Source organism: Vibrio sp. R12-SG2-ISO1, from assembly GCF_059834045.1.
In genome coordinates this window covers 20,742-42,419 of record NZ_JCBDGO010000009.1, presented here as the reverse complement: position 1 = coordinate 42,419, position 21,678 = coordinate 20,742, and the positions used below count along the sequence as shown (strand labels likewise).

Below are 21,678 nucleotides of genomic sequence, written 5' to 3'. Positions count from 1 at the left end.
ACCTACGTATGGGCTTCCACAAAATCGCGCCATACTACTACACAGGTTGGCACGAGCCAGCAACTGAGCTGCAGTTCCTTGTCAACAAGCGTACTTGGGAAAAATTGCCAGATGATCTGAAAGCGATCTTGCAAGTCGCGATGAAGACAGCTGCGTATGATATGTACACCCAATCTAAGCATGAAAGTGGCAAAAACTGGGTATCTATCAAAACTGAATACCCAAATGTTCAAGTTAAAGATTTCCCAGCGGAAGTGATGACGGCGCTACGCGAAGCGAACGATCGACTTCTTAAGCAACACGCGGATGAAGATGCGCTTGCGAAGGAAATTCAAGAGTCACAAGCGGCTTATATGCAGCAAGTGCGTTCTTGGACAGACATTTCTACCCGTGCCTACCTCAACAGCTCGGCACAATAACAGCAATAACCTAAGCGCCGAGCTTGTCTCGGCGCAAGCCCAAGAAACCTCACTCACTAGATTCTGAGCCTAAAACAGAGCGTATATCGAGTGTAATCAAAGTGTTGTAAGCCTAGCTTGCAACACGCTTTCAAAATTCCATGGAGTAGGGAATGAGAAGTCTTATCTATGTCGAGCGTATTTTTAATCGCTTTGGTGACTTTCTAGGCTGGCTATCCAGTATTCTTTTTATCTTATTGCTTGCCAACGTTGTCTATGACGTGGTGATGCGTTACGCATTTAATGATGTCTCCATCGCGTTCCAAGAAATGGAGTGGCATCTCTTTTCAGCCGTGTTTTTATTGGGTGTCCCTTATGCGCTGAAAGCGGGCGGGCATGTTCGAGTGGATCTTTTCTACGAGCGACTATCGATGCGCGCACAAGCGATCATTGATCTACTCGGTACGGTGGTCTTTCTTTTTCCATTTTGTTTGTTGGTGGCGTGGTTTGGTATCGATTTCGCCAAAGAGAGCTATGCGTTAGGTGAGACATCGGGCGACCCCGGTGGTTTGCCTTACCGATGGATCATCAAAGCCATGATTCCTGTTTCCTTCTTCTTTATGGCCATCAGTGGTATTGGATTATTGATCCACTCCCTCAATAAGATTTTTAACCCACAGCTGCTGTACGTTAACAGCAAAGATCAGCACTAGGAGACAAGAAGATGGTCGGTATTGTAATGTTTTTCGTCGCCTTGTTTGCACTGCTGCTGGGCTTTCCTGTCGCTTTCACCTTTGGCGGCATTGCATTGATTTTTGGTGTGTGGGCCGAAGGCATGGATATGTTTGCCTTTATGCCTTATCGCATCCAATCCATTATGGAAAACACGGTGCTCATGGCTGTGCCGTTATTTGTTTTTATGGGCTTGGTGCTGCAAAAGACGCGTCTGGCGGAGCAGTTGCTTGAGTCTATGGGGCGCTTATTTGGTGGCGTTCGCGGAGGTATCGCGATTTCCACCGTGCTGGTGGGAGCGTTGCTTGCGGCCTCTACTGGTGTCGTGGGGGCCTCGGTGGTGGCAATGGGGCTGATTTCACTGCCTGTGATGCTTAAATATAATTACGACAAGGGATTGGCCTGCGGCACCATCTGTGCGTCTGGCACACTAGGCCAGATCATTCCGCCCTCTATCGTGTTAATTTTGCTCGGTGATGTGTTGGGCGTGCCTGTCGGCGATCTGTTTCAAGCGGCAGTATGGCCGGGGCTAGTCTTGGTTGGTGCGTACGTCATTTATATTTTGATTTACGCGAAACTCAACCCAGAGGCGGCGCAACCGATTCCAAGTGATGGCAGCATCAGCCGTAAGCAAGAAGTGATCACGGCGCTTAAAGCGGTGATCCCACCGTTGGCCTTAATTGTGGTCGTTCTTGGGTCTATTTTTGCTGGCGTGGCGACACCGACGGAGTCGGCAGCGCTTGGTGGCGCGGGTGCTATCGTTCTTGCTCTGCTTTATAAGCAATTTAGCTGGGGTATGGTGTATGACGCGGCAAAAGAGACGGTTAAAGTGACCGCGATGGTTTTTGCTATCTTGTTGGGTGCCACCGCTTTTTCGATGGCGTTCACCTATACCGGTGGTGACTACTTGGTCGAAGAGTGGATGCTACAAATTCCTGGCGAGAAATGGGGCTTTTTGATCATCACCATGCTGGTCATCTTGGTGTTGGGCTTTTTCATCGACTTCGTTGAAATCTGTTTCATCATCGTACCCATCATCGCGCCTGTGGCGGAGCTGTTAGGCATCAATATGACTTGGTTTGCTATTTTGATTGCGATGAACTTGCAGACCTCATTCTTAACACCGCCTTTTGGTTTCAGTCTCTTCTATCTCAAGGGCGTTGCGCCGAAAGGGGTCACCACCACGGATATCTACCGAGGCGTGGTGCCGTTTATTGCGATTCAAATCCTAGTACTGGCGTCGCTGTTGGTCTTCCCTCAATTTTACGGAATGTGATCACTCGATTACAGTTGATTAACAACTCCTGCTAAAGTGGAGGCCACCCAAATCGGGTGGCCTTTGTGTTAAATGGGGAGAAGGAATGCCGTTACAAGCCAAGCTGATTTTGCTTAGCCTTGTGCCTTTGCTTCTGGTGACGGCCATCACCAGTTGGATTTCAATTCATCAGGCGAAAACCCTAGGTGAGCAAGAAATTGAGATTTTTGAGAATGGCTTAATCAAGTCAAAAGAGTCGGCGCTGAAAGACAGCGTGGATCTCGCGTTTGATGCGATCGCCTACATCTATAATGACCCTCATTTGCCGGAAGAGGTGGCCAAACAAGAGGTTAAATCTATCCTCAATAAGCTCCGCTATGGCAAAGACAAAGATGGCTATTTTTTTGCCTATGATGGCGAAGGGACCAACTTAGTCCACCCTGTGATGCCCCATCTAGTAGGCGAAAACCTTTACGATCTGCAAGATGAAAACGGCGACCACTTGATTGCTTCATTGTTGATGCAAGCGCGCAGCGGCGGCGGTTACCACCGCTATTTGTGGCAAAAACCGTCGACGGGGGAAAATGTCCCCAAGCTTAGCTACGCGGCTTGGCTGGATCGCTGGCAATGGATGATCGGCACTGGGGTGTACATCGAAGACATTACCCAAGAAGTTGCCAATTTGCGCTCTGAAGTGAACAAAAACATCGAAACGACCTTTTTTTCTGTGATTGTCATTGTGGTGGTCACGGTCGCGGTGATTGTTGTCATCACCTTGGCAGTCAATCTTCACGAGCACCGTTTGGCGGATAAAAGTTTGAAGGAGCTGGCACATAAAACGGTGATGTTTCAAGAGGATGAGAAGAAGCATCTTGCCCGAGAACTGCACGATGGCATCAACCAACTGTTGGTCTCTAGCAAGTGCCATCTTGAGCTGCTCGGTAATAAACTTGATGACGCCGTCCTTCAGCAATACGTCACTCAGTCGCAAAATTCGCTGCTGACGGCGATCAACGAGGTCAGACACATTTCTCACCAATTGCGCCCGAGCGCATTAGATGACATCGGCCTTGAGGCTGCTCTGAAAACCCTGCTGCACGATTTCAAACTGCACTCGGGGATTGATGTTGAAGCGTCGATCCACACAGAGAAAGGCAAGCTAAAATCAGAAGTGGCAACGACCTTGTATCGTATTGCTCAGGAGTCTTTGACCAACATCGAGAAACATGCACAGGCGAAAAACGTCACCTTAATATTGCAGCAGATGGGCAGCATGCTGCAATTGATCATTAGAGATGATGGCGTCGGGTTTGATGTGGCGTCCGCGTTGAGAAAAAATGGTATTGGACTGAGGAATATGCGCGAACGCGTAGAATTTATTGGTGGAGAGATTGAAATCGAGAGTGACGCCGGGCTGGGTACTGAAATTACCGTCTTACTCGAACTGGAAGGATTAGTGTATGGATAAACCAATTGAAGTGGTGATCGTGGACGATCACCAAGTGGTGCTGGATGGATTCATCGCACGGTTAAAACAAGAACCTGAGATTCGAGTAGTAGGCTGCGCCAGTAATGGTTTAGAAGCGATTGATGTGGTCAAGGCACTGAATCCAGATGTGGTTTTAATGGATGTCAGTATGCCGTTGATGAACGGCATTGATGCGACCCGCCTTATCAAAGAAGAAATGCCCGAGGTCAAAGTGCTGATGTTAACCATGCACGATAACCGCGAATACATCATGAAGGTGATGCAGGCAGGGGCGGTCGGCTACATGCTCAAAGAGATTTGTGCCACGCGTATGGTGCAGGCCATCAAAACCGTTTATCAAGGCTCAACCTACTTCTGTGAATCAGTAACGCAAACCCTCTTTTCCCAAGAGGTGATTCCCGCCGCGCAAAAGCCCAATCCATTGAGTCGCCGAGAAGAAGCGGTACTTAAGTTGGTGGCACAAGGCAACAGCAGCAAAAAGATCGCGGCGCTGCTCAATATCAGTTTTCGAACCGTTGAGACCCATCGTCAAAACATCAAACATAAGCTCGATTTGCACAGTACCGCAGAATTGGCCAAGTATGCCGTTGAACACGGATTAGACGTTTAACGACCCTAATTAATCGTTACGACAAAAAGTCGCAATTGCCGATTACATTACCACTTCGGTATAAGGCGTTTTCCTATTAACTCATGGAACGCCAACGGCTGATGAACGCGCTAATCGATGCACTTTTTACACACGGTTACTATATTTGGGATGATTTTCTTTTAGAACACGAAGTGGCGGAGCTTCGTGATTGCCTACCGGACACCTGGAAAAAAGCACGCATTGGCCGCAATGAAGAGACGGTTCGCGCTGCCTCGATTCGAAGCGACAAAATTCACTGGTTGTCTCCTGCGATGGGCGAACCTGTTCAGGCTTACCTAGACAAGATGGAGCGTATTCGTCTGGCGGCCAACCAGCACTTTTTCCTCGGCCTCTTTGAATATGAAGCGCACTTTGCTAAGTATGAGCGCGGTGACTTTTATCAAAAGCATCTCGACAGCTTTAAAGGCAATGAAAACCGCCGCTTAACGACGGTGTTTTACATGAATGAAGAGTGGCATGAAGCCGACCAAGGCGAGTTAGTGATTTACGATCTCAACGATCAAATGATTGAGAAGGTCGCGCCGAAAGCGGGTCGCTTGCTGGTGTTTTTCTCTGAGCAATTTCCTCATGAGGTATTACCCACCCAAGCGGAACGATAAAGTATCGCTGGGTGGTTTCGAGTCAACGGCGTCCAGGGCAACCAGCTCGATATTGCGCGCTAACGCTACGGCCTCCGCGAGCGCCCTCAAAGGCAAAAGTGACAGTTTTCTCGGGTTAGACCGTACATGCCGGCACGACTCGCCAGGTGCTTATTGCCTTCTCTTAGCCCCATTTTATAGCCATCTAACAATCGGTCTTGACGCATGGTGAGGCGATTCACTTGAAACGTCTCATCGGGTGCGATGACTCGAATCTGCGTGCCTTTCGGTGGATTGCGGATAAAGTCGAGCGAGCGGTTATAGTTCTCCGCTCTCACGGCCATCGCATTGGCGATGGCGGGATATTTGGCCAACAATCGCCTCATTAGCCAAGGATGTTTTGCTTTTGGCATTCGATAGCTCAGTGGGTGTGACAGAATCACAGTTATCTCTCTGGCGCCGCGTCGGTGCGCCTCTGCGACAGGGATCGAATCCGACACGCCGCCGTCTGTGTAGCAATTGCCAGAAAAGCAGGGCGTATGTTTGTACGCAATAGGCAGAGCGCAGGTCGCCTCAATCACTTGCTCTAAGTTATGCGGTTTGACCTGATAATAGTCCGCTTCTCCGGTATCAATATTGGTCGCAGCTGCAATCAGCGGCATGTTACCAAACATCATGGTTTCATTGATCGGATAACGACGGTTTGATTCGCGGATAAGCCAGCCGACATCGACCAAATTTCCCCCCTTTAAAAAGCGTCTCGGATCGTAAAAGCGGCGGTCGGTGGCGAGTTGGGTGATGACATTAAAGCTGCGCTCGGGCTGTTTAGACAAGTAACCGATGAGATTGGTGGAGCCAGCCGACACACCAAGCGTAAAGTCGTAAGGGTAGTAGTCTTGGTGGATAAACGTATCCAATACGCCTGCGGCGAAGATTCCGCGCATCGCGCCGCCTTCCACAACCAGTGCTTTCATGCTTTCTCAACTCATTTCATTAAACAGGTCTTACCAGATTACGTAAACGGGTCGGTGTTGGTAAATCGTTTATACAAATTGCTGAGATAGGTCAAATCGAACAACTGGATCAATTGTTTTAAACTATTAAAGTAATAGATTTAAGCGGTTTTACCTATTTACTCTGTGGCGATACATTAAACCCATCACGACAACGCACCGTATGAAAAAGGGCGTAAGTCATTCTCAAACACTTCAGTTTTTTAATTACTTAAGTGGTTAGACACGTTGTTTTAGAGGGCAAAACTATGACATCACAAATTAATCTTATTGGTCTAGATAAAGACAAAGCACAGCAACTCGCCGTTGAGCTCAACGATCTTCTTGCACACTATCAAGTGCTTTACATGAATACCCGTGGTTACCACTGGAACATCAAAGGCCAGCAATTTTTTGAGCTGCATGTGAAATTCGAAGAGATCTACACTGATCTGCAAACCAAAATCGATGAATTGGCAGAGCGAATCTTGACGTTAGGTTTCACGCCAGACCACAGCTTCACCCAATACCTTGAAGGCAGTACGATTCAAGAGCACAAAAACGCGACACAAGGGAGCGAGTGTGTCAAAGGTTTGGTTGATGGCTTCAGTGTGCTCCTGAGTAAACAACGCACGATCCTAGAGCAATCGGGTGACGCTGCGGATGAGGGAACGGCGGCACTGATGGGAGATTACATCCGTGAACAAGAGAAACTGCTATGGATGCTAAACGCGTATTTGCAGTAATGGCACGGCTTTTACCCACCTATTTATGGGGCGCCGAGAAAAAATACTGAGGATATAACCAGTAAAATTTGACGGTTGATGATCATCGACTATACTGTATGTATAAACAGTCAAGGAGGTGGAATATGATATGGGAAACCATTGAACGCGTTAACCGCCTACGTCAAAAGGCGTTGTCAGACCCGGAGTTCATTCAATCAGCGAAGGAGCATGAGCAAGCCATTCGTCATCAAGATGAAAGCTATGAAGCTCGCGCCAAACGGAGCAAGAAATTGAAAGATAGAACTTTGGCCGATATTTACAAGCAAGTCGACTTTGCACCGGATCCCGAAGGTCGGCAACATTAAAGCCTTGCTCCAATCGTTATTTTTCTGTTTAACCTAACTCTAAGCAGCCCACTCGGGCTGCTTTTTCGTTCAGGCTTTTTCGTTTAGGTAAGATGGGTGGCAAAAAAAGAAGGTCGCATCACGCGACCCGATCACAGGAAGTCAACAATGTCAGTCGACAAAGCATATCAACATGGAGTTTTCTCATCCCTAGACAACTTACTTCTAAAGTTTAGTTGAAGATATGGGAATGAACAGAGTGGGCGTTGATTTAATGCTAAGTGGAAAACGAGAGCAGCGTCGCGGCTCAGCGTAAACAGAGCGGGTGGTTATGGGTGCGGCAAGGTCTCATAAATCAAGGGTAAAGGTTCCTATTTATCTGCCGATAACTATACTAGTTAGAATGGGTTAAGGCCGAAATAGGAGCCAGCCATGAACGACATGGAACAAAAACGACAATACTATCGCTTAAAATATCCTCGCCGAGCGAGACCAAGTGTACGCTTTTCTGATGAGCGTTTTCACGTCACTGAGGTCTCGGAAGGGGGGATTCGTGTCGTGATGAATAATTTTACCTCAGTATACAAGGGGCTATCGCTTGCAGGTATTCTGGATCTACACTGCGACAACCAAGTAGCCATTGAGGGAGCCGTGCTGCGTATTGATGGTGGAGAGGTCGTCCTTAAACTGAAAAAAGGGCCGACATTTAAACATATGGTCCAAGAGCAGCGTCACATCAAAAATACCTATCCTACCTATTTTGAGCGTTTAAAAACCATCGAAGCGGCGTGATGGTTTCACGCCTTACTCACCGTGTCGCCACCCTGTTAAAGCGTCGTTATTTCGTTAGGTGATGGCTATACACCCCGCGTGTTCGCTGCTAATGTCTAGCCACCGAAAACGCAAAACCTTTGGAGTGCCGCATTGCACGGATTGCCTCAAGATCCCCACTCTCTTTTTGATGTACCTCATGAGCGCCGAACGCGCACCTCTGATGTCATCCTCGCGTTAGCAGAACAAGCCAGTCAATCGATCATCACCTTACGTAGCTTGACGCAGCGCTTTGGCGATCGCACCTTTGGCTTATTTTTGGTGCTGATGGCCATCTTTAGCATCGTGCCGTTTGTCTCTTTGTTTGCAGGGCTCATCATCATCGTTTTGGGCTTACAGATGGTGGTAGGGCGACGTCGTGCTTGGCTTCCAGATTGGATTCTTGATCGTGCGATGCCCGCCGCTGCGGTCAAAAAAGCACTGTTAACCTTTGAGCCTAAAGTTCGAGCGATAGAGCGCTACATCCGCCCACGATGGCGATTTACCGAAGCGCCCATTGTCGATCGATTGAACGGCAGTATTGTGGCTGTATTAGGAGTGATTATTGCGATCCCGGTACCCTTGGCGAATTTGGCGCCTGCCCTGGTGGTGATCTTTATGGGGCTGGGTTTGCTTGAGCGTGATGGCTTAGTGCAAATGGTTGCCTTACTTCTCGGGCTACTGGCGATGACGACCATGGGGTATTGGCTATTTATTCACTAACGCCAGAATGAGAGAAACGCATCACACGAATCTATTGACACTGTTTGATAATCAAACTAAATTAACAGTCAAATAGTTTGAAGGTCAAAGTAATATGCGGTCATCATCTTGCCAATCTCACGGTTTTTCCAGCCACAATCATCAAGGGGAAACCCGCACTTTCTATGTCTTACTGCTGACGGTCGTCACCATGGTGGTGGAAATCGTTGCAGGGACCGTCTATGGCTCGATGGCTTTGCTGGCGGACGGTTGGCACATGGGTACCCATGCCGCCGCGTTTTGCATTACACTATTTGCTTATCGCTATGCGAAAAAGCATGCCAATAGTGGTCGTTTCTCGTTTGGTACCGGTAAGGTCGGCGTGCTCGGTGGTTACACTAGTGCCATTGCTCTGGGCATTGTTGCACTACTGATGGTAGTGGAATCGGTTCATCGTTTGATCAATCCTCAACCGATTCAGTTTAATGAGGCAATCTTGGTCGCGGTAATAGGTTTAGTGGTCAATCTTGCCAGTATGGTGTTATTGGGCGATCATCATCACGACCATCACGACCATCACGACCATCACGACCATCACGACCATCACGACCATCACGACCATCACGACCATCACGACCATCACGACCATCACGACCATCACGACCATCATCATGACCACAATTTGCGCGCCGCCTATTTACACGTGTTGACCGACGCCTTGACCTCTATTCTTGCCATTGTGGCGCTGCTGTTTGGTAAATTCTATGGTTGGCATTGGCTTGATGCCTTGATGGGTATCGTCGGAGCCTTGGTGATCACCAAATGGACGCTCTCCTTGATTCATCAAACCAGCCCAATCTTACTTGATGAAAGCATCGATGATCACTACCTGGATGAGGTTGAGTCAGAGCTGGTGCGTCACGGTGAAGTGTTGGACTTACATGTTTGGAAAATCAGTGGCCATCATCACAGTGCCGCGATCACACTCAGGGTCTCTAACGGGCAGACGGCTGAAGAGATCAAGCAGCATTTAGAGAAGTTTGATAAGATTCATCACCTAACGTTAGAAGTACAGTATGAGCCGCAATGAACACGTTATCGCAACTCAATCACGCACTGACTGAATTTTATGACAAACTGTCATCTTGGGAGCAGTCGGTCGTCAAAGAGACGGGGTATAGCTTAGCCCAAGTGCATACCATTGAAACCTTAGGGGTTCATGGCCCCTTGCGCATGAAAGAACTGGCGCAAAAACTTGGAATCACAACGGGGACGCTAACCGTGCAAATCGATAAGTTGGTCAACGCAGATCTGATTGAGCGATGCCCGCACCCTGACGACCGCCGAGCGATTGTGGTTCGTTTGACCGAGCAAGGGCAAGAGATTCATCAGCGCCACAATCAGCTTCATCTTGAATTGGTGAACGAATTGACTCAAGGACTCGAGGCCCAACAAATTGAGACGTTGCTTCAGTGCGTTAATGCGATGAATGATCAGTTTTGAACGCTGAGCGACGGTGAAGATTACGCCATAAGCTTCATCCTATAGAAGTTTTCTACGCCACTTCGGGAATCGGCTTGGGCGCCTCTTCGAGGTCGGGTTCTTTTTGCACCGCTGGCACTTGACCATCGCCCACAGCGCTGATGTAACAGCCACTCAGTTTGATGGCGAGATAGAGGTCAGCGCGTAGCAATACGCCGCCGTCACTGGTACTGATACCGGCCAGTTCACACCAATGACGAATGCGCCGCTTGCGACCTGCCAGCACTAAACGAATGCCCCGTTTTTTTAAGGTTTCATGGACGTCAGAGAGCGTCGCCATCACACTGAGATCTAAGTGTGTGAAGCTGGATACGGCATCGACGACAACGCAGCTGATGTCCCCAGAGCGCTCAGACAGATCTAATATCCGCCGCTTGAAATAGGGGGCGTTGAAGTAGGTCAGCGGAGAATTGAAACGATAGATGACCATGCCAGGAATCGCACTGGCTTTGCCACTGTCATCGATAGTACGGATGGTACCTTTCTTATCTAGCCCTAAGGTCTGATCGGATGGACGCATGACAATGCGTAAAAATTGAAACAAACCGAGTAACACCGCCAGCGCAATCCCGGGAATCACACCAATGACCAATACCGATAGGAAGGTGATACTGGCAAGGTAAAAAGCGTCTCTATCACGTGAACGCAATGCCCAAATTCCGCGCAGATCCACCAAAGAGAGCGATGCAATCACCAACACGACCCCTAGTGAGGCAATAGGAATGTATTGGAGTGGCTGGTAGATGAAAATCGCGATCAGGGCGATAGTCACCGCGGCGATGATCGACACTAACTGCGACTTGCCGCCATTGGCATCATTGACGGCGGTGCGTGAGTCGGCACCACTGATGGCAAAACCTTGTGAAAACGCAGAGGCAATATTGGCGAGACCTAAGGCGCGAAACTCCTTGTCGGCATCAATATCGTAGCCATTTTTTGCGGCAAAGCTTCGCGCAGTAAGCATCATACTCACGAAGCTGACCATAGCGAGGTTCAGGGTTGGCATCACCAATTCACGAGTAATACCAAGCTCAAATTCCGGTGTCTTAAACGCCGGTAAACCGCCTTGGGTGACGCCTACAACGCTGACGCCCTGTGCTTCTAAATGTAACGCCCAAACTAAGCTGGTGGTCAGCGCAATCGCAAGCATGGCGGCGGGCCAACTCGGTTTAAATCGTTTGGCAAGAAAATAGATGACCACAGTCGCAAGGCTAAGAGCGAGAGTGAGCCAATGGATATCCATCAACATTTGTGGCGCTTCCCACATTCGTTCAAGCAGGTAACGCTGCTCATATTTAAGGCCGAGCACTTTCGCAAATTGGCCAACGATAATCGTGATCGCGACACCATTGAGCAGGCCAAGCAGAATCGGACGAGAGAGAAAATCGGCCAAAATACCAAGTTTGAGACGACTGGCTAAAATACACCACCCCCCTGTCATTGCCGTCATCGTCATGACCAACTGCCAATGTTTGGTGGCATCGCCAGCCGCCAGCGGCGTGACGACAGCGGCAATCACGGCACAGGTCGCCGCATCGGGCCCAACAATCAATTGCCGTGAAGTGCCTACCAGCGCATAGACCAACATAGGTAGCACACAAGAGTATAAGCCGACAATAGCGGGTACGCCGGTGAGTTGTGCGTAGGCGATGGCGACTGGGAGTGCGACCGCGACCACTGACAATGCGGCTCGGCAGTCGTCCACTAGCCAGGCTTTTTGGTACTGCTTCAGTTGCATGAGTCCAGGTAACCACTGGCTGATGAAGTGCGGGTTCAACGTTGCTCTCATATCGGGTTGGCTTGCAGTAAAGTATACGCCATGTCATTGAAATACGCGCGATTTCTCGATTGGCGAAGATAGGGAATATGGACGATCGGCTTCATCGCTGCACACAGTGCGCTATCGAAGTCCGGGTTTGCTGGCAGCCGTTAATTTCGGTGATGGTTTGCACCGGAACCGCATCCCATTGGGTTTTGCTATCAAGAGGCTCGGAGGCGAGGGTCATATTCCCATCCAAACAGCGGATAAAGACCGTCGGCGCGATGCTATCCGTGCTGTATCTCACGACCCAAAACTGAGCTCCGTTTGAGAGGCACATTGAGGCTTTGAAAGGCTCTGTGATCGCCTTGTCTTTGAGGGTGGCTTCTATTTCTTCAATAGTAAGACTGATGGCACGAACAGCGTTGTCAAATAAGCCGTTTTTGATCATCAAGAGAAAAATCAGTTCACTGTCGGTGGAGCCGCGTTTAAGCAGGTAGAGTGATTCAGGCAGCAAACGTTCAAGCATGAACTTAACCTGCTCAAAACCGCCGATTTGACCGTTGTGAAGGAACATCCAATGATCAACGATAAAGGGATGACAGTTGGATCGTGACACTTGCGCGCCAGTCGAAGAGCGGACATGCGCCATAAATCGATGTGAACGGATATGATGCGCGAGAGACCGTAAATTTTGATCCCCCCAAGCAGGCAAAACCTCATGAAATTGCCCTGGCGTACTGCGCTCTGTGTACCAAGCAAGCCCAAACCCATCGGCATTAACTCGCGTGACAGCCTTTCGGGCCTCTAAGCTTTGATGAACCAACGAATGCTCTGGTTTGTACACCAACTCATCGAGATAAATGGGCTCACCTTGATACGCCAACCATCGACACATACTGCAACCTACTCAACAAAACGACCACTTAACAGGGCGCGAATCATTGATGCAATCACCCGGCGCCGCAGTGACAATGTGAGGCTTGACGAGGAAAAAGTAAATACAAAATTGGAGCAATAAAAAATGAGCCCGAGGATCATGACTCTGGACTCATTTTTAAGCCTACGATTGTGTAATCAGGCTAAACTTTGAAGTTGCCCACGAGATCGTTAACGTGCTCTCCGGAAACAGCCAATGAAGAACTTATTTGCTTAGCACGTTGTAAATCAGCACTTAGCTCTTCAACGATGTGCTGAATCGCGACGAGGTTTTGATTAATATCTTCCGCAACGGCACTTTGCTCCTCAGCGGCGGCAGCGGTTTGTATCCCCATATCATGAATCGTGCGGACTGATGTTTCAATGCCACCCAAGCGTTGCTGGATTACAGAAGAATCTTGTACCGTTTTTTCTCCCCTTTGCTGGCTGGCGGACATTGTTGAGACTGCTTTTTTAACGCCATTTTGTAGCGCTCTGAGCATCTCATTAATCTCTTCTGTACTTGATTGCGTTCGACTCGCCAATGAACGGACTTCGTCTGCCACGACAGCAAAACCACGACCTTGTTCGCCTGCTCGCGCCGCTTCGATGGCTGCGTTCAGTGCCAACAAGTTGGTTTGTTCTGCGATGCCGCCAATCACTTCTATCACACTGGTGATTTGATGGGTTTGATCGCTCAAAGACTCAATGGCATCAGAGGCAATATTCACCTCAGCAACTAATTCGTTGATGCTCCTCATCGCTTCAGCCACCTCTTGCTGGGCATCTTGAATTTGTTGATTTGCTTCGTTTATCGAGTCAGAGGTCAGGTTAGTGTTGTTCGCGACTTCACGAGAGGTCGCGGCCATTTCCGTTACTGCCGTGACGACTTTTTCCGTTTCTTGACTGTGATGTTGCATTGTTTGGCTCGACTTAGAGGTATGAGCATCTAAATCGTGGGCTGCTTGCATCACGGAAACAGAACTGTTTTGAATATCTTTAATCAGTGGCTGCATTTTATCCATAAAGGTGTTGAATGCTTGACCTAGCTGAGCAACCTCATCGTGTCCTTTCGTTTCCAAACGGCGGGTTAAATCACCACCCCCCTGTGCTACGTCATGAAGTCGTTGAGCCATATTGGTCAGCGGTAACAAGCTTTTGTTCACAACCAAACTAATAATAATAATAGTGATAATAAGGCCTAACACTGAAACCATAACGGCAAAGCCGATATCCGACATGATGTTGGCTGCACGTTCGACACGATATTGAGCCACGAGCTGATCGACGTCGTCGATATAAATCCCTGTACCCAATACCCAATCCCATTTGGGTAGGTGCTCCGCGTAACCTAATTTTGGTGCTTGTGCATCAATGGATGGCTTATGCCAAGAGAAGTAAAGAAAACCGTCACCTTTTTGAGAGGCGTCGATAAGTCCAGCAATGACGGGAACGCCATTATCATCTTTTAAATCATAGAGATTTTTGCCTTCTAACGATGGCTTGATGGCGTGCATCGTGTTAACGCCTTGCGAGTTGTAGGCGAAGAAGTAACCATCATCCGCAAAACGCATACTTTCAAGAATGTGTTTTGCTTGCGGAATGTTTTCACCATTTTTATCACTCTCATAAAGAGATTGGATTGCCGTACGCCCCATCAATAGATACGCTTTTAGCTCATCTTGACGAGATTCAATGAGTTCCTGACGATACAGTTTGGATTGCTCCTCAAGATCTCGGACGCCATTCCAATAGAAGATCCCAGTCACTAAAACGGTAATCAGCACGAGGGGAATAATAGTAATTGACAGCAACTTCCCGCGACTTTTTAAATGCATAACCATACTCCACATTATTTTTTGATGCTGGCTTGAGATGTAGGGGGAACCAGCGTTATTGTTGTAATTCGTTTGTTAATGTAGCGATTATTTTTCTGATGGTATATGAGAGAGTAAGCAAAGCTTTGCAGGGCTCACAAACCGCTATCCGGATCAGGCACTTGCAAGGTATTGAGTATCTCCTCATAGCGTCCGGAGCGATGCAGTTGCTCAAGCCCTTGATTGAACTTTTCAACTATGAGCCTGCTTTGGGGATGCCGTTTTGAAATCATCAGGTGGTAACGACGCTCTTCAGTCGGAAAACGAGATTGGGCAATTCGAGTCATTTCCTCTCCATCGAGTAGGGCCTGCATGAGGTAGCGGCCCACGTGCTCTTCTAAAGAGATCACTTCGATGCGTCGATGGAGTAGCCGTCCGAATAAATCTTCGTAGGTGCCCACTCGCTCTATGGTTAGACGCTGCTCTGCCTCCATTTGTTCTAATAACGGATAGCTAACATGTATCGGAGCCCCGAGGATCGTACCTTCCAATGCTTCCATATTGGGATAGCTTTCTTGGTAACCGTCGAGAAAATAGAGGTAGTCATGGCTCTCAATGATAGGGTCACTGAAGACAAAGCCATCATCACGCTGAGCTGTCCAAATCCAAGGAAATGTGCCTATCCATATGTTGTTCATTACTTGAGTTTGTTTGTAGGCTCTCGGCCACGGGAAAAAGGCGAACGTCACCTCTATATCTACTTGCGCAAAGGCTTCTGTGACGATTTGACTGGCGATACCGTGATGTTGAAGAGACTCTGAGGTATAAGGCGGAAACTCACCAATGGCGAGGGCAACTTCTCGTATCGAGTCGTGCGCGTAGACAGAAGGAGTGAGCAGCAACCCACATAGCCAAACCCATTGCCAACCTCTCAACATGGTTTCCCTCCGTGACGTGTTGTACCTCTGCCCACAGAGCGGAATATGAGTGGGACTAGGTTCATATCAATAAGCGTAGCGCAATACTACGCTTTGCATATGATACGTCAATAATGAGGAGCGAAAAGTGGTAATGAGAGTTGACCGTAAAGCGGGAAAATAATACGAGCTAGCCAAAAGAGGGCTAGCTCGTTGACCTGTGGATAGTACAACGCACAGTATCGTCAAATGGCTAGTTGTCTTTGGTTGTCTACCAAGACGATGCAACCATAGCATAAAAGATATAATAATACATGTGACATTTTTTCTCTGAATGTGACAAATCAGGAGCGACGAAGTGTTTGATCGGCTTCAATATCCTGAATGAACCCTAAACGAAGCCGCCTTTTCACGCTGTCATCAAACTGGGTGTGGATCCAAGTCGTAACGAGTTCCGCTGCTTTGACTCTGTCGGTCGTTAATGCACCAAGAGCGAGTATGTTGGTATCGTTATGCTCACGGGACTGTTTGACCGTGTAGCCATCACTGCCCAAGACTGCGCGAATACCATTGACCTTGTTCGCGCAAATAGACATGCCCACTCCCGTACCACAGATGAGAATGCCAAAACGAGCGTCACCTTGCTTTACATACTGGCATGCTTCAACGGCATAAAAAGCCGAATGGGTGGTTTCCTTAGTATCGCTGCCAAGATCAATCACTTCATGACCTAATTGAGAGAGATGCGCGACGAGATGACGTTTTAAATCGACCCCATTGTGATCGTTGGCGATGACCAGTTTCATGCTTGCTCCTGCGTTAGTACGTTGTCGAGACAGTGCTTGGCGAAGCGCGGCAGTATACTCGTCGCTAGCGGTGTTTGACAGGTCTTGGTTTGCAGGTCACTGCAGAGTTTATCGCCCAGTTGTGTGTTTAAGTCTGCGATCATGTCGTTCATGATAGTGGCAGAAAACTCAGGATGAAATTGTACGCCCCAGGTGTTGTCGCCCACGCGAAAAGCATGGTGAGGATCCATTTTGCTGGCGGCAAGTCGGTGAGCACCAACAGGCAGTGTGAGCACCGATTGGTAGTGGATGGCTTGAGCAGGAAAGGTATCCGGTAGGGAAGAAAAGAGTGGATCGTGCTCTGGGTGTTTAGAGATTTCCACCGTGCCTAGCTCCAATCCTTGGGGATTAACATCCACCTTGCCACCCAGAGCATGGGCGATCAGCTGATGGCCAAAACAGATACCGAGCATCGGTATGTGCTGCTGATGCAGCGCTCGAATATGCTGACTCAGTGATGTCATCCATGCCGTCTGCTCGGTCACCATCGACAACGATCCCATAATGATCATACCCGCTAATTCATCATAAGGTGGAAAGAGGCCATGGATACCATCATGAAAGCGAATGGGCAGGGGTGTGGTTCCAATCGCCTCTTGAGCCCAAAGTTCAAAATCACCATATTTTTCGAGCTGATTTTGGGGTGCAGAACCGACGTTGACGATAAGCAGTGATTTCATAGTGGTGAACTCTCTTCCTTGGTTATGGATGTAATCTAGAGAATTTACTGGTTAGACGCAATGTCTTGCTGGTGACTACTGAAACCACTGGCGCAGCTTACCAACCCGTTGAATGATCAAAGCGTCTATGGCCAACACAACCAATATGGTCATCCCGCCGAGCGGAAAGAGTAGCCCAATGATGAATAGTGTCACTAGCCCAACCTTCCAAACTCGATCACTTTGAAAGGTTGGTGGCACACCTAATCGAGCGCGTTGAGGGCGGCGTATCCACCACATCATCGTGCCAGAAACACAGAGAAACAGCGTAATAAGGCAAAACAAAACATTGAATACCTTGTTCCACAACCCGACATCGCCTTGATGGAGTGACACGCTAGCTGCCATCCATTTGGCAAATATGGTGTAATCTTGCCACGTTACATCGAGAACGGGCGTCCCGGAGTATTGATCGAGATGGAGTGTCCGGTCTTCGCGAGGGTCAAAATTGTCGCCATTCATCGAATTGGCAGCAATCGTGTAAACGCCTTTTTCACTAAGTGGCAGATAAACATGGTAGCGAGTAAAGCCGAGTTGATGTGCTTGCTCCACCACCTCGTCGAGCGTAATACTACCAAGATGAGAGTGTGTCGCCGCTGGCATCTGGGTGGTCATATTGGTGTGATCGTGGGTTGGACCCTCCTCAGATTGAGGAAGTGGGGTTTGTTCAAGATTCCACGGCATCTGTTTGTGGCCAGTTGGGTTTAAGTCTTGATGCGTAAGCTGAGAATTCGGCTTTTCTCCCCATGTATAGTAGGTGGGAAAGGTGTTCCAAGCTTGCGTTAATTTGGCGCCCCAAATCCCAGTCCAGGCGAGACCTGAAATTAAGAAAAACAGCAACACAAGTGACAATACACCACCTAAGTTGGCATGTAAGTCACGTAACCAGACTCGACGGCCTTGACCTAAGCGAAGCGTTAGAAAACCGGCTCGTCTTCCATGATCATTTGGCCACCACAAGGCAACGCCCGTCACAACCAATAAGATGCCTAAGCTAGCAGCGATCTCTAGCAGTCGATCGCCGACGTCACCGATCAGCAGGTTTGCATGTATGCGGTTTGCCCATTGGTACACGCTCCGGTTGCGTTCAATCGTACCTTGCAGTGTGCCTGAATATGGATTCACTGCGGCTATTAATGAGCGGCCATCTTGTGTTTCAAGCGAATAACGATTGACGGTATCGTCGCTGCGAGCAGGCGAGAATTGGGTGATGGTTGCATCAGGAAAAGCGGCGTTGACGCTAGCCATCTGCTGGGTGAGAGAGGTGGTGTGGTGTTCTGGTTCAACGGCTAATATTGACTCGTACCTTGCGAATTCGATCTCCTCATCAAACAGCATAATGAGACCGGAGAGCGAGAGTATGATCAAAAATGGGATAACAAAAAGCCCGGCATAAAAATGCCAACGCCAAGTCATAAAGTAGCGTGATTTAATGTGATGAGATTGAGCGCTCTTCGCTTCTAACGAGCTTGACGACATAGCGATTTCCTTTTGGCTGCCTTATTCACAGCGACGACATTGGTGATGGTGGCGTGTACTTGTGTTATATCGGTCTATTGTTTTTATATTGATATTGTTGGCGTATTTAGCACGCGACACACATTGGTGTATGAGCGATAGGATCCGGTACGACGTGCGCGTTGAGTGAAAATACTTTTTTGAGTAACTCAGGGGTGAAGATATCCTTCGGTGCACCTTGAGAGACGACCTCACCTCGGTGCATCACCACTAAATGGTCGCAGTAGCGGCATGCTTGATTTAGATCGTGCAGCACCACAACCACTGTTTTCCCTTGGTTGTTCATCTCTCTCATCAGCTTCATTAGCTCAATCTGATGGGATAAATCTAAGTAAGTCGTCGGTTCATCCAACATCACGACATCGGTGTCTTGGGCAAGGATCATAGCGATCCAGACACGTTGTCGTTGTCCTCCTGATAAGCTTGAAAGAGGCACAGACGCGAGGTCTGAAATGCCGGTCTGCTCCATTGCGCGCTGAACCAGCGCTTTGTCATGGGCACTGAGTCTGCCCCAATGTGAAAGGTAGGGGGAGCGGCCATATTCAACCAGTCGTTGAACGCTTATCCCTTCGGGACTTTGGAGAGTTTGCGGCAGTAGCGAGAGCCGCTGTGCCAGAGACTTTTCCCCAAACGATGATAAAGCGGTTCCGTCGAGTAATACCTCACCGTGCATGGGTTTGTGTATCCGAGCCAGTGCTTTTAACAGCGTGGATTTCCCACAACCATTTGGACCAATTAGGGCAGTGATGCGTCCTTTGGGGATCGAAAGGTTCAGATTGTTGATTATCGTGGCGTCGCCGTATCCGACGCTCAGGTTGTGTACTGTAATCATTACCAGCCCTTGTAACGTTGCAATAAATAAATGAAATAAGGCGCACCAATCAAAGAGGTTAAGACACCTGCGGGTAGCTCTATTGGTGGCTGCAGACCGCGGGCCAGTGTGTCAGAGGCAAGAACAAGTGAGCCGCCAATGAGCGCTGCGCCAGGAATCAAGGCTTTATGCTGATGACCAAACAGCATTTTCGCAAGGTGGGGTGCCAACAAGCCGACAAAGCTGATGGTGCCGCAGATGGATACGCTAAGACTTGCCAAAACGACAGCGCAGAGCAGTGCTCTCCACTGCAGTTTGGTGGGAGTGACACCGAGAGAGGTGGCACTGTCGTCGCCTAAACCGAGAATATCGAGTCGCCAAGCGAGCCAGAATGCATAGGGGACCAACACCACTAATGTGAACCAAATAGTGGGAACGTGTGTCCAGTTCCGTCCCCACAAGCTGCCGGTAAGCCAAACCATAGCAGTATTGATTTCCATTGGGTGTACCACCATCAAAAAGTCGATCAAGCTGGCAAGGAAAGCGCTGATCGACACGCCAATGAGGGCTAATTTTGTTGGTGTGGGTTGAGTGGTTGTATTGATGATGTAGATGATTGCCGCTGCGCTTATGCCACCAAACAGTGCAGACAAAGATAACAAGTGATTAGGTGCCTGAGGAAAAAATACCATCAATGCGGTCGCTGCGAGCCCCGCTCCGGCACTGATGCCCATGAGGTCAGGAGAAGCTAATGGATTACGAATGATCCCTTGAACCAAGACACCCGACAACCCCAAGCCCGCGCCGACACCGATCGCTAAAATGACACGAGGCAATCGATATTGGTTAACGACAAAGTCGTACTCTCCCCCGTAGATCAGAGTGTGCGCCACTTGAACAGAGGATAAATGCGTTGCGCCGGCAATTAGGCTGACAGCGATCAAGCTAATCAAGATGGCAGAGAGAGTAAAAAATACAAGTCTGTTCATGAGTCTGAGTGACGAATAGCGAGGTAGATAAAGCAGGGGGTACCAATCAGTGCTGTGATAGCGCCAACGGGCGTTTCTGCGGGAAAAGCGATAGAGCGTGACAAAGCATCTGCCCATGTGACTAGCGCTGCGCCGAGCAGTGCGCAAGCGGGCACTAACACGACGTAGTTACTGCCGACTAAGCGTTTTGCTATGTGTGGAATCAGCAAGCCAACAAATCCAATCGGCCCTGCGACGGCAACACTTGATGCGGTGAGCAATAGGATAGCGATACTCGTGATGGCTTGGGTCCTAGGGATGTGGATACCGAGACTGATCGCTGACTCGTTACCTAGGGCAATAAGGTTTAAGTGACGACTCACCGTTACGGCCATCGTTAGCCCAACTAAGCTGATTGGCCATAGAGTATGCCATTCCTTCCAACCCAAAGAGGAGATGGAACCCGCAAGCCAAGTGATGATCGTATAAGCGTTATCGTCGACAAGTATCACAGAAGCTCGCGTGAGACCTATCAGCAAGGCATTAAGCGCAATACCTGCAAGCACCAATTTTAGGGGACTGGAGCGAGAGCTAAACACGCCACCTAACAACATGGCGGTTGCACCGCTTAGCATACCGCCGATACCTGCTAGCAGAATACTGGGAAATTCAGACAGTATAGGTAGGTTGAGGGCACCAAGTGCCATGACGCAAGCCGCACCAGAGTTAATCCCTAGTACAGAAGGAGAGGCGAGTCGATTTCGCGTTATTCCTTGCATCAGCAGTCCAGCAACAGCGAGGTTTGCGCCGATCACCATGCCAGATAAGACGCGAGGGATGCGTATTGTTCGAATGATTTGTTGCTCAATACTCGGTGATGGGCTGGTGCTCATGGAATACCAAAGGTCAATCACGCTGAGAGGGAAACTAGACCACGCGATGACAGAGTAGCTCACTCCACTCAACAAGGTGAGCGAAAAACACAGCCAAACCATCTGCTTAGAAGTCAACATGGGGAGTGACTCCATTCTATTGACGATTGTACGAAGCGCGGAAGTGTAACCGTTATGATAATTACAATCAATTTCATCATTAGATAAATAAAAAATAGTTATAAAAGCTGTATTTTGAGTTGCAATGCTAATGATAATAATTACCATGCGCATATCTTGCCGGCTGACGAG

At 48.7% G+C, this 21,678-nt stretch carries 21 protein-coding genes and 2 pseudogenes; 12 read left to right on the top strand and 11 right to left on the bottom strand.

What is annotated here, in order from left to right:
• The 6 genes and pseudogenes from AC6R10_RS09135 to AC6R10_RS09110 all read left to right on the top strand — a co-directional run.
• Positions 1–419 (top strand): annotated as a pseudogene (locus tag AC6R10_RS09135) (ABC transporter substrate-binding protein); the annotation flags it as partial.
• 152 nt (positions 420–571) lie between these two features.
• Positions 572–1,111, top strand: coding sequence for a TRAP transporter small permease subunit (locus tag AC6R10_RS09130; RefSeq protein ID WP_334552396.1), 540 nt, complete (start codon positions 572–574; stop codon positions 1,109–1,111).
• An 11-nt stretch (positions 1,112–1,122) separates the two neighbouring features.
• Positions 1,123–2,406, top strand: coding sequence for a TRAP transporter large permease (locus tag AC6R10_RS09125; protein WP_334552395.1), 1,284 nt, complete (start codon positions 1,123–1,125; stop codon positions 2,404–2,406).
• 85 nt (positions 2,407–2,491) lie between these two features.
• Positions 2,492–3,853 (top strand): cache domain-containing protein, encoded by a 1,362-nt coding sequence (locus AC6R10_RS09120; protein ID WP_500672057.1) that lies wholly within the window; start codon positions 2,492–2,494, stop codon positions 3,851–3,853.
• Entirely contained in the window at positions 3,846–4,484 is a 639-nt protein-coding gene (locus tag AC6R10_RS09115) for a response regulator (protein ID WP_334552393.1), read from the top strand. Before AC6R10_RS09120 ends, AC6R10_RS09115 begins: the two co-directional genes overlap by 8 nt.
• 101 nt (positions 4,485–4,585) lie before the next feature.
• Positions 4,586–5,122: pseudogene (locus tag AC6R10_RS09110) on the top strand (2OG-Fe(II) oxygenase); the annotation flags it as partial.
• Between the two features lie 89 nt (positions 5,123–5,211).
• Here the strand turns inward: AC6R10_RS09110 and AC6R10_RS09105 are convergent.
• Positions 5,212–6,078, bottom strand: a complete 867-nt coding sequence (locus AC6R10_RS09105; protein WP_500630432.1) for a patatin-like phospholipase family protein — start codon at positions 6,076–6,078, stop codon at positions 5,212–5,214.
• Between the two features lie 287 nt (positions 6,079–6,365).
• Here AC6R10_RS09105 and AC6R10_RS09100 point away from each other — a divergent pair, with 287 nt between their 5' ends.
• The 6 genes from AC6R10_RS09100 (at position 6,366) to AC6R10_RS09075 (ending at position 10,183) form a co-directional block, all read left to right on the top strand.
• Positions 6,366–6,842, top strand: coding sequence for a Dps family protein (locus AC6R10_RS09100; RefSeq protein ID WP_334552390.1), 477 nt, complete (start codon positions 6,366–6,368; stop codon positions 6,840–6,842).
• Positions 6,843–6,967: 125 nt separating this feature from the next.
• Entirely contained in the window at positions 6,968–7,189 is a 222-nt protein-coding gene (locus tag AC6R10_RS09095; protein ID WP_334552389.1) for a hypothetical protein, read from the top strand.
• 411 nt (positions 7,190–7,600) lie between these two features.
• Entirely contained in the window at positions 7,601–7,960 is a 360-nt protein-coding gene (locus tag AC6R10_RS09090) for a PilZ domain-containing protein (protein ID WP_487901231.1), read from the top strand.
• Between the two features lie 132 nt (positions 7,961–8,092).
• Entirely contained in the window at positions 8,093–8,701 is a 609-nt protein-coding gene (locus AC6R10_RS09085; protein ID WP_500672056.1) for an exopolysaccharide biosynthesis protein, read from the top strand.
• A gap of 94 nt (positions 8,702–8,795) precedes the next feature.
• The gene (dmeF, locus tag AC6R10_RS09080; protein WP_500672055.1) at positions 8,796–9,770 is read left to right on the top strand and encodes a CDF family Co(II)/Ni(II) efflux transporter DmeF; all 975 of its coding nucleotides are present in this window, start codon (positions 8,796–8,798) and stop codon (positions 9,768–9,770) included.
• Positions 9,767–10,183, top strand: coding sequence for a MarR family winged helix-turn-helix transcriptional regulator (locus tag AC6R10_RS09075; RefSeq protein WP_487901234.1), 417 nt, complete (start codon positions 9,767–9,769; stop codon positions 10,181–10,183). Before dmeF ends, AC6R10_RS09075 begins: the two co-directional genes overlap by 4 nt.
• Before the next feature lie 52 nt (positions 10,184–10,235).
• On the opposite strand, the gene AC6R10_RS09070 is transcribed toward AC6R10_RS09075, so the two are convergent.
• From AC6R10_RS09070 to AC6R10_RS09025, 10 genes are all read right to left on the bottom strand, one after another.
• Entirely contained in the window at positions 10,236–12,011 is a 1,776-nt protein-coding gene (locus AC6R10_RS09070) for a SulP family inorganic anion transporter (protein WP_500672054.1), read from the bottom strand.
• A 91-nt stretch (positions 12,012–12,102) separates the two neighbouring features.
• The gene (locus AC6R10_RS09065) at positions 12,103–12,879 is read right to left on the bottom strand and encodes a class II glutamine amidotransferase (RefSeq protein WP_500672053.1); all 777 of its coding nucleotides are present in this window, start codon (positions 12,877–12,879) and stop codon (positions 12,103–12,105) included.
• 184 nt (positions 12,880–13,063) lie between these two features.
• Positions 13,064–14,737: a methyl-accepting chemotaxis protein gene (locus AC6R10_RS09060; RefSeq protein ID WP_500672052.1), complete on the bottom strand. Its 1,674-nt coding sequence runs from the start codon at positions 14,735–14,737 to the stop codon at positions 13,064–13,066.
• Between the two features lie 134 nt (positions 14,738–14,871).
• A complete protein-coding gene (locus AC6R10_RS09055; RefSeq protein ID WP_500672051.1) occupies positions 14,872–15,654 on the bottom strand; it encodes a substrate-binding periplasmic protein in 783 nt (260 codons plus the stop codon).
• A 323-nt stretch (positions 15,655–15,977) separates the two neighbouring features.
• Positions 15,978–16,439, bottom strand: coding sequence for an RpiB/LacA/LacB family sugar-phosphate isomerase (locus AC6R10_RS09050; RefSeq protein WP_500672050.1), 462 nt, complete (start codon positions 16,437–16,439; stop codon positions 15,978–15,980).
• Positions 16,436–17,158, bottom strand: a complete 723-nt coding sequence (locus AC6R10_RS09045; RefSeq protein WP_500672049.1) for a glutamine amidotransferase — start codon at positions 17,156–17,158, stop codon at positions 16,436–16,438. The genes AC6R10_RS09050 and AC6R10_RS09045 overlap by 4 nt, the downstream gene beginning before the upstream one ends.
• Before the next feature lie 75 nt (positions 17,159–17,233).
• A complete protein-coding gene (locus AC6R10_RS09040; protein ID WP_500672048.1) occupies positions 17,234–18,676 on the bottom strand; it encodes a PepSY-associated TM helix domain-containing protein in 1,443 nt (480 codons plus the stop codon).
• 106 nt (positions 18,677–18,782) lie between these two features.
• Positions 18,783–19,547 (bottom strand): Fe(3+) dicitrate ABC transporter ATP-binding protein FecE, encoded by a 765-nt coding sequence (fecE, locus tag AC6R10_RS09035; protein WP_500672047.1) that lies wholly within the window; start codon positions 19,545–19,547, stop codon positions 18,783–18,785.
• Complete coding sequence (locus tag AC6R10_RS09030) at positions 19,547–20,515, bottom strand: iron chelate uptake ABC transporter family permease subunit (protein WP_500672046.1); 969 nt, start codon at positions 20,513–20,515, stop codon at positions 19,547–19,549. Before AC6R10_RS09030 ends, fecE begins: the two co-directional genes overlap by 1 nt.
• A complete protein-coding gene (locus AC6R10_RS09025) occupies positions 20,512–21,507 on the bottom strand; it encodes a FecCD family ABC transporter permease (RefSeq protein WP_500672045.1) in 996 nt (331 codons plus the stop codon). Before AC6R10_RS09025 ends, AC6R10_RS09030 begins: the two co-directional genes overlap by 4 nt.
• Positions 21,508–21,678: the final 171 nt, after the last annotated feature.

Coding starts and splice junctions, on each gene's coding strand:
- AC6R10_RS09125 (WP_334552395.1), top strand. CDS start 1,123: ATGGTCGGTATTGTAATGTTTTTCGTCGCCTTGTTTGCACTGCTGCTG.
- AC6R10_RS09030 (WP_500672046.1), bottom strand. CDS start 20,515: ATGAACAGACTTGTATTTTTTACTCTCTCTGCCATCTTGATTAGCTTG.
- AC6R10_RS09055 (WP_500672051.1), bottom strand. CDS start 15,654: ATGTTGAGAGGTTGGCAATGGGTTTGGCTATGTGGGTTGCTGCTCACT.
- AC6R10_RS09100 (WP_334552390.1), top strand. CDS start 6,366: ATGACATCACAAATTAATCTTATTGGTCTAGATAAAGACAAAGCACAG.
- AC6R10_RS09090 (WP_487901231.1), top strand. CDS start 7,601: ATGAACGACATGGAACAAAAACGACAATACTATCGCTTAAAATATCCT.
- AC6R10_RS09065 (WP_500672053.1), bottom strand. CDS start 12,879: ATGTGTCGATGGTTGGCGTATCAAGGTGAGCCCATTTATCTCGATGAG.
- AC6R10_RS09050 (WP_500672050.1), bottom strand. CDS start 16,439: ATGAAACTGGTCATCGCCAACGATCACAATGGGGTCGATTTAAAACGT.
- fecE (WP_500672047.1), bottom strand. CDS start 19,547: ATGATTACAGTACACAACCTGAGCGTCGGATACGGCGACGCCACGATA.
- AC6R10_RS09070 (WP_500672054.1), bottom strand. CDS start 12,011: ATGAGAGCAACGTTGAACCCGCACTTCATCAGCCAGTGGTTACCTGGA.
- AC6R10_RS09130 (WP_334552396.1), top strand. CDS start 572: ATGAGAAGTCTTATCTATGTCGAGCGTATTTTTAATCGCTTTGGTGAC.
- dmeF (WP_500672055.1), top strand. CDS start 8,796: ATGCGGTCATCATCTTGCCAATCTCACGGTTTTTCCAGCCACAATCAT.
- AC6R10_RS09105 (WP_500630432.1), bottom strand. CDS start 6,078: ATGAAAGCACTGGTTGTGGAAGGCGGCGCGATGCGCGGAATCTTCGCC.
- AC6R10_RS09025 (WP_500672045.1), bottom strand. CDS start 21,507: ATGTTGACTTCTAAGCAGATGGTTTGGCTGTGTTTTTCGCTCACCTTG.
- AC6R10_RS09120 (WP_500672057.1), top strand. CDS start 2,492: ATGCCGTTACAAGCCAAGCTGATTTTGCTTAGCCTTGTGCCTTTGCTT.
- AC6R10_RS09095 (WP_334552389.1), top strand. CDS start 6,968: ATGATATGGGAAACCATTGAACGCGTTAACCGCCTACGTCAAAAGGCG.
- AC6R10_RS09040 (WP_500672048.1), bottom strand. CDS start 18,676: ATGTCGTCAAGCTCGTTAGAAGCGAAGAGCGCTCAATCTCATCACATT.
- AC6R10_RS09045 (WP_500672049.1), bottom strand. CDS start 17,158: ATGAAATCACTGCTTATCGTCAACGTCGGTTCTGCACCCCAAAATCAG.
- AC6R10_RS09075 (WP_487901234.1), top strand. CDS start 9,767: ATGAACACGTTATCGCAACTCAATCACGCACTGACTGAATTTTATGAC.
- AC6R10_RS09115 (WP_334552393.1), top strand. CDS start 3,846: ATGGATAAACCAATTGAAGTGGTGATCGTGGACGATCACCAAGTGGTG.
- AC6R10_RS09060 (WP_500672052.1), bottom strand. CDS start 14,737: ATGCATTTAAAAAGTCGCGGGAAGTTGCTGTCAATTACTATTATTCCC.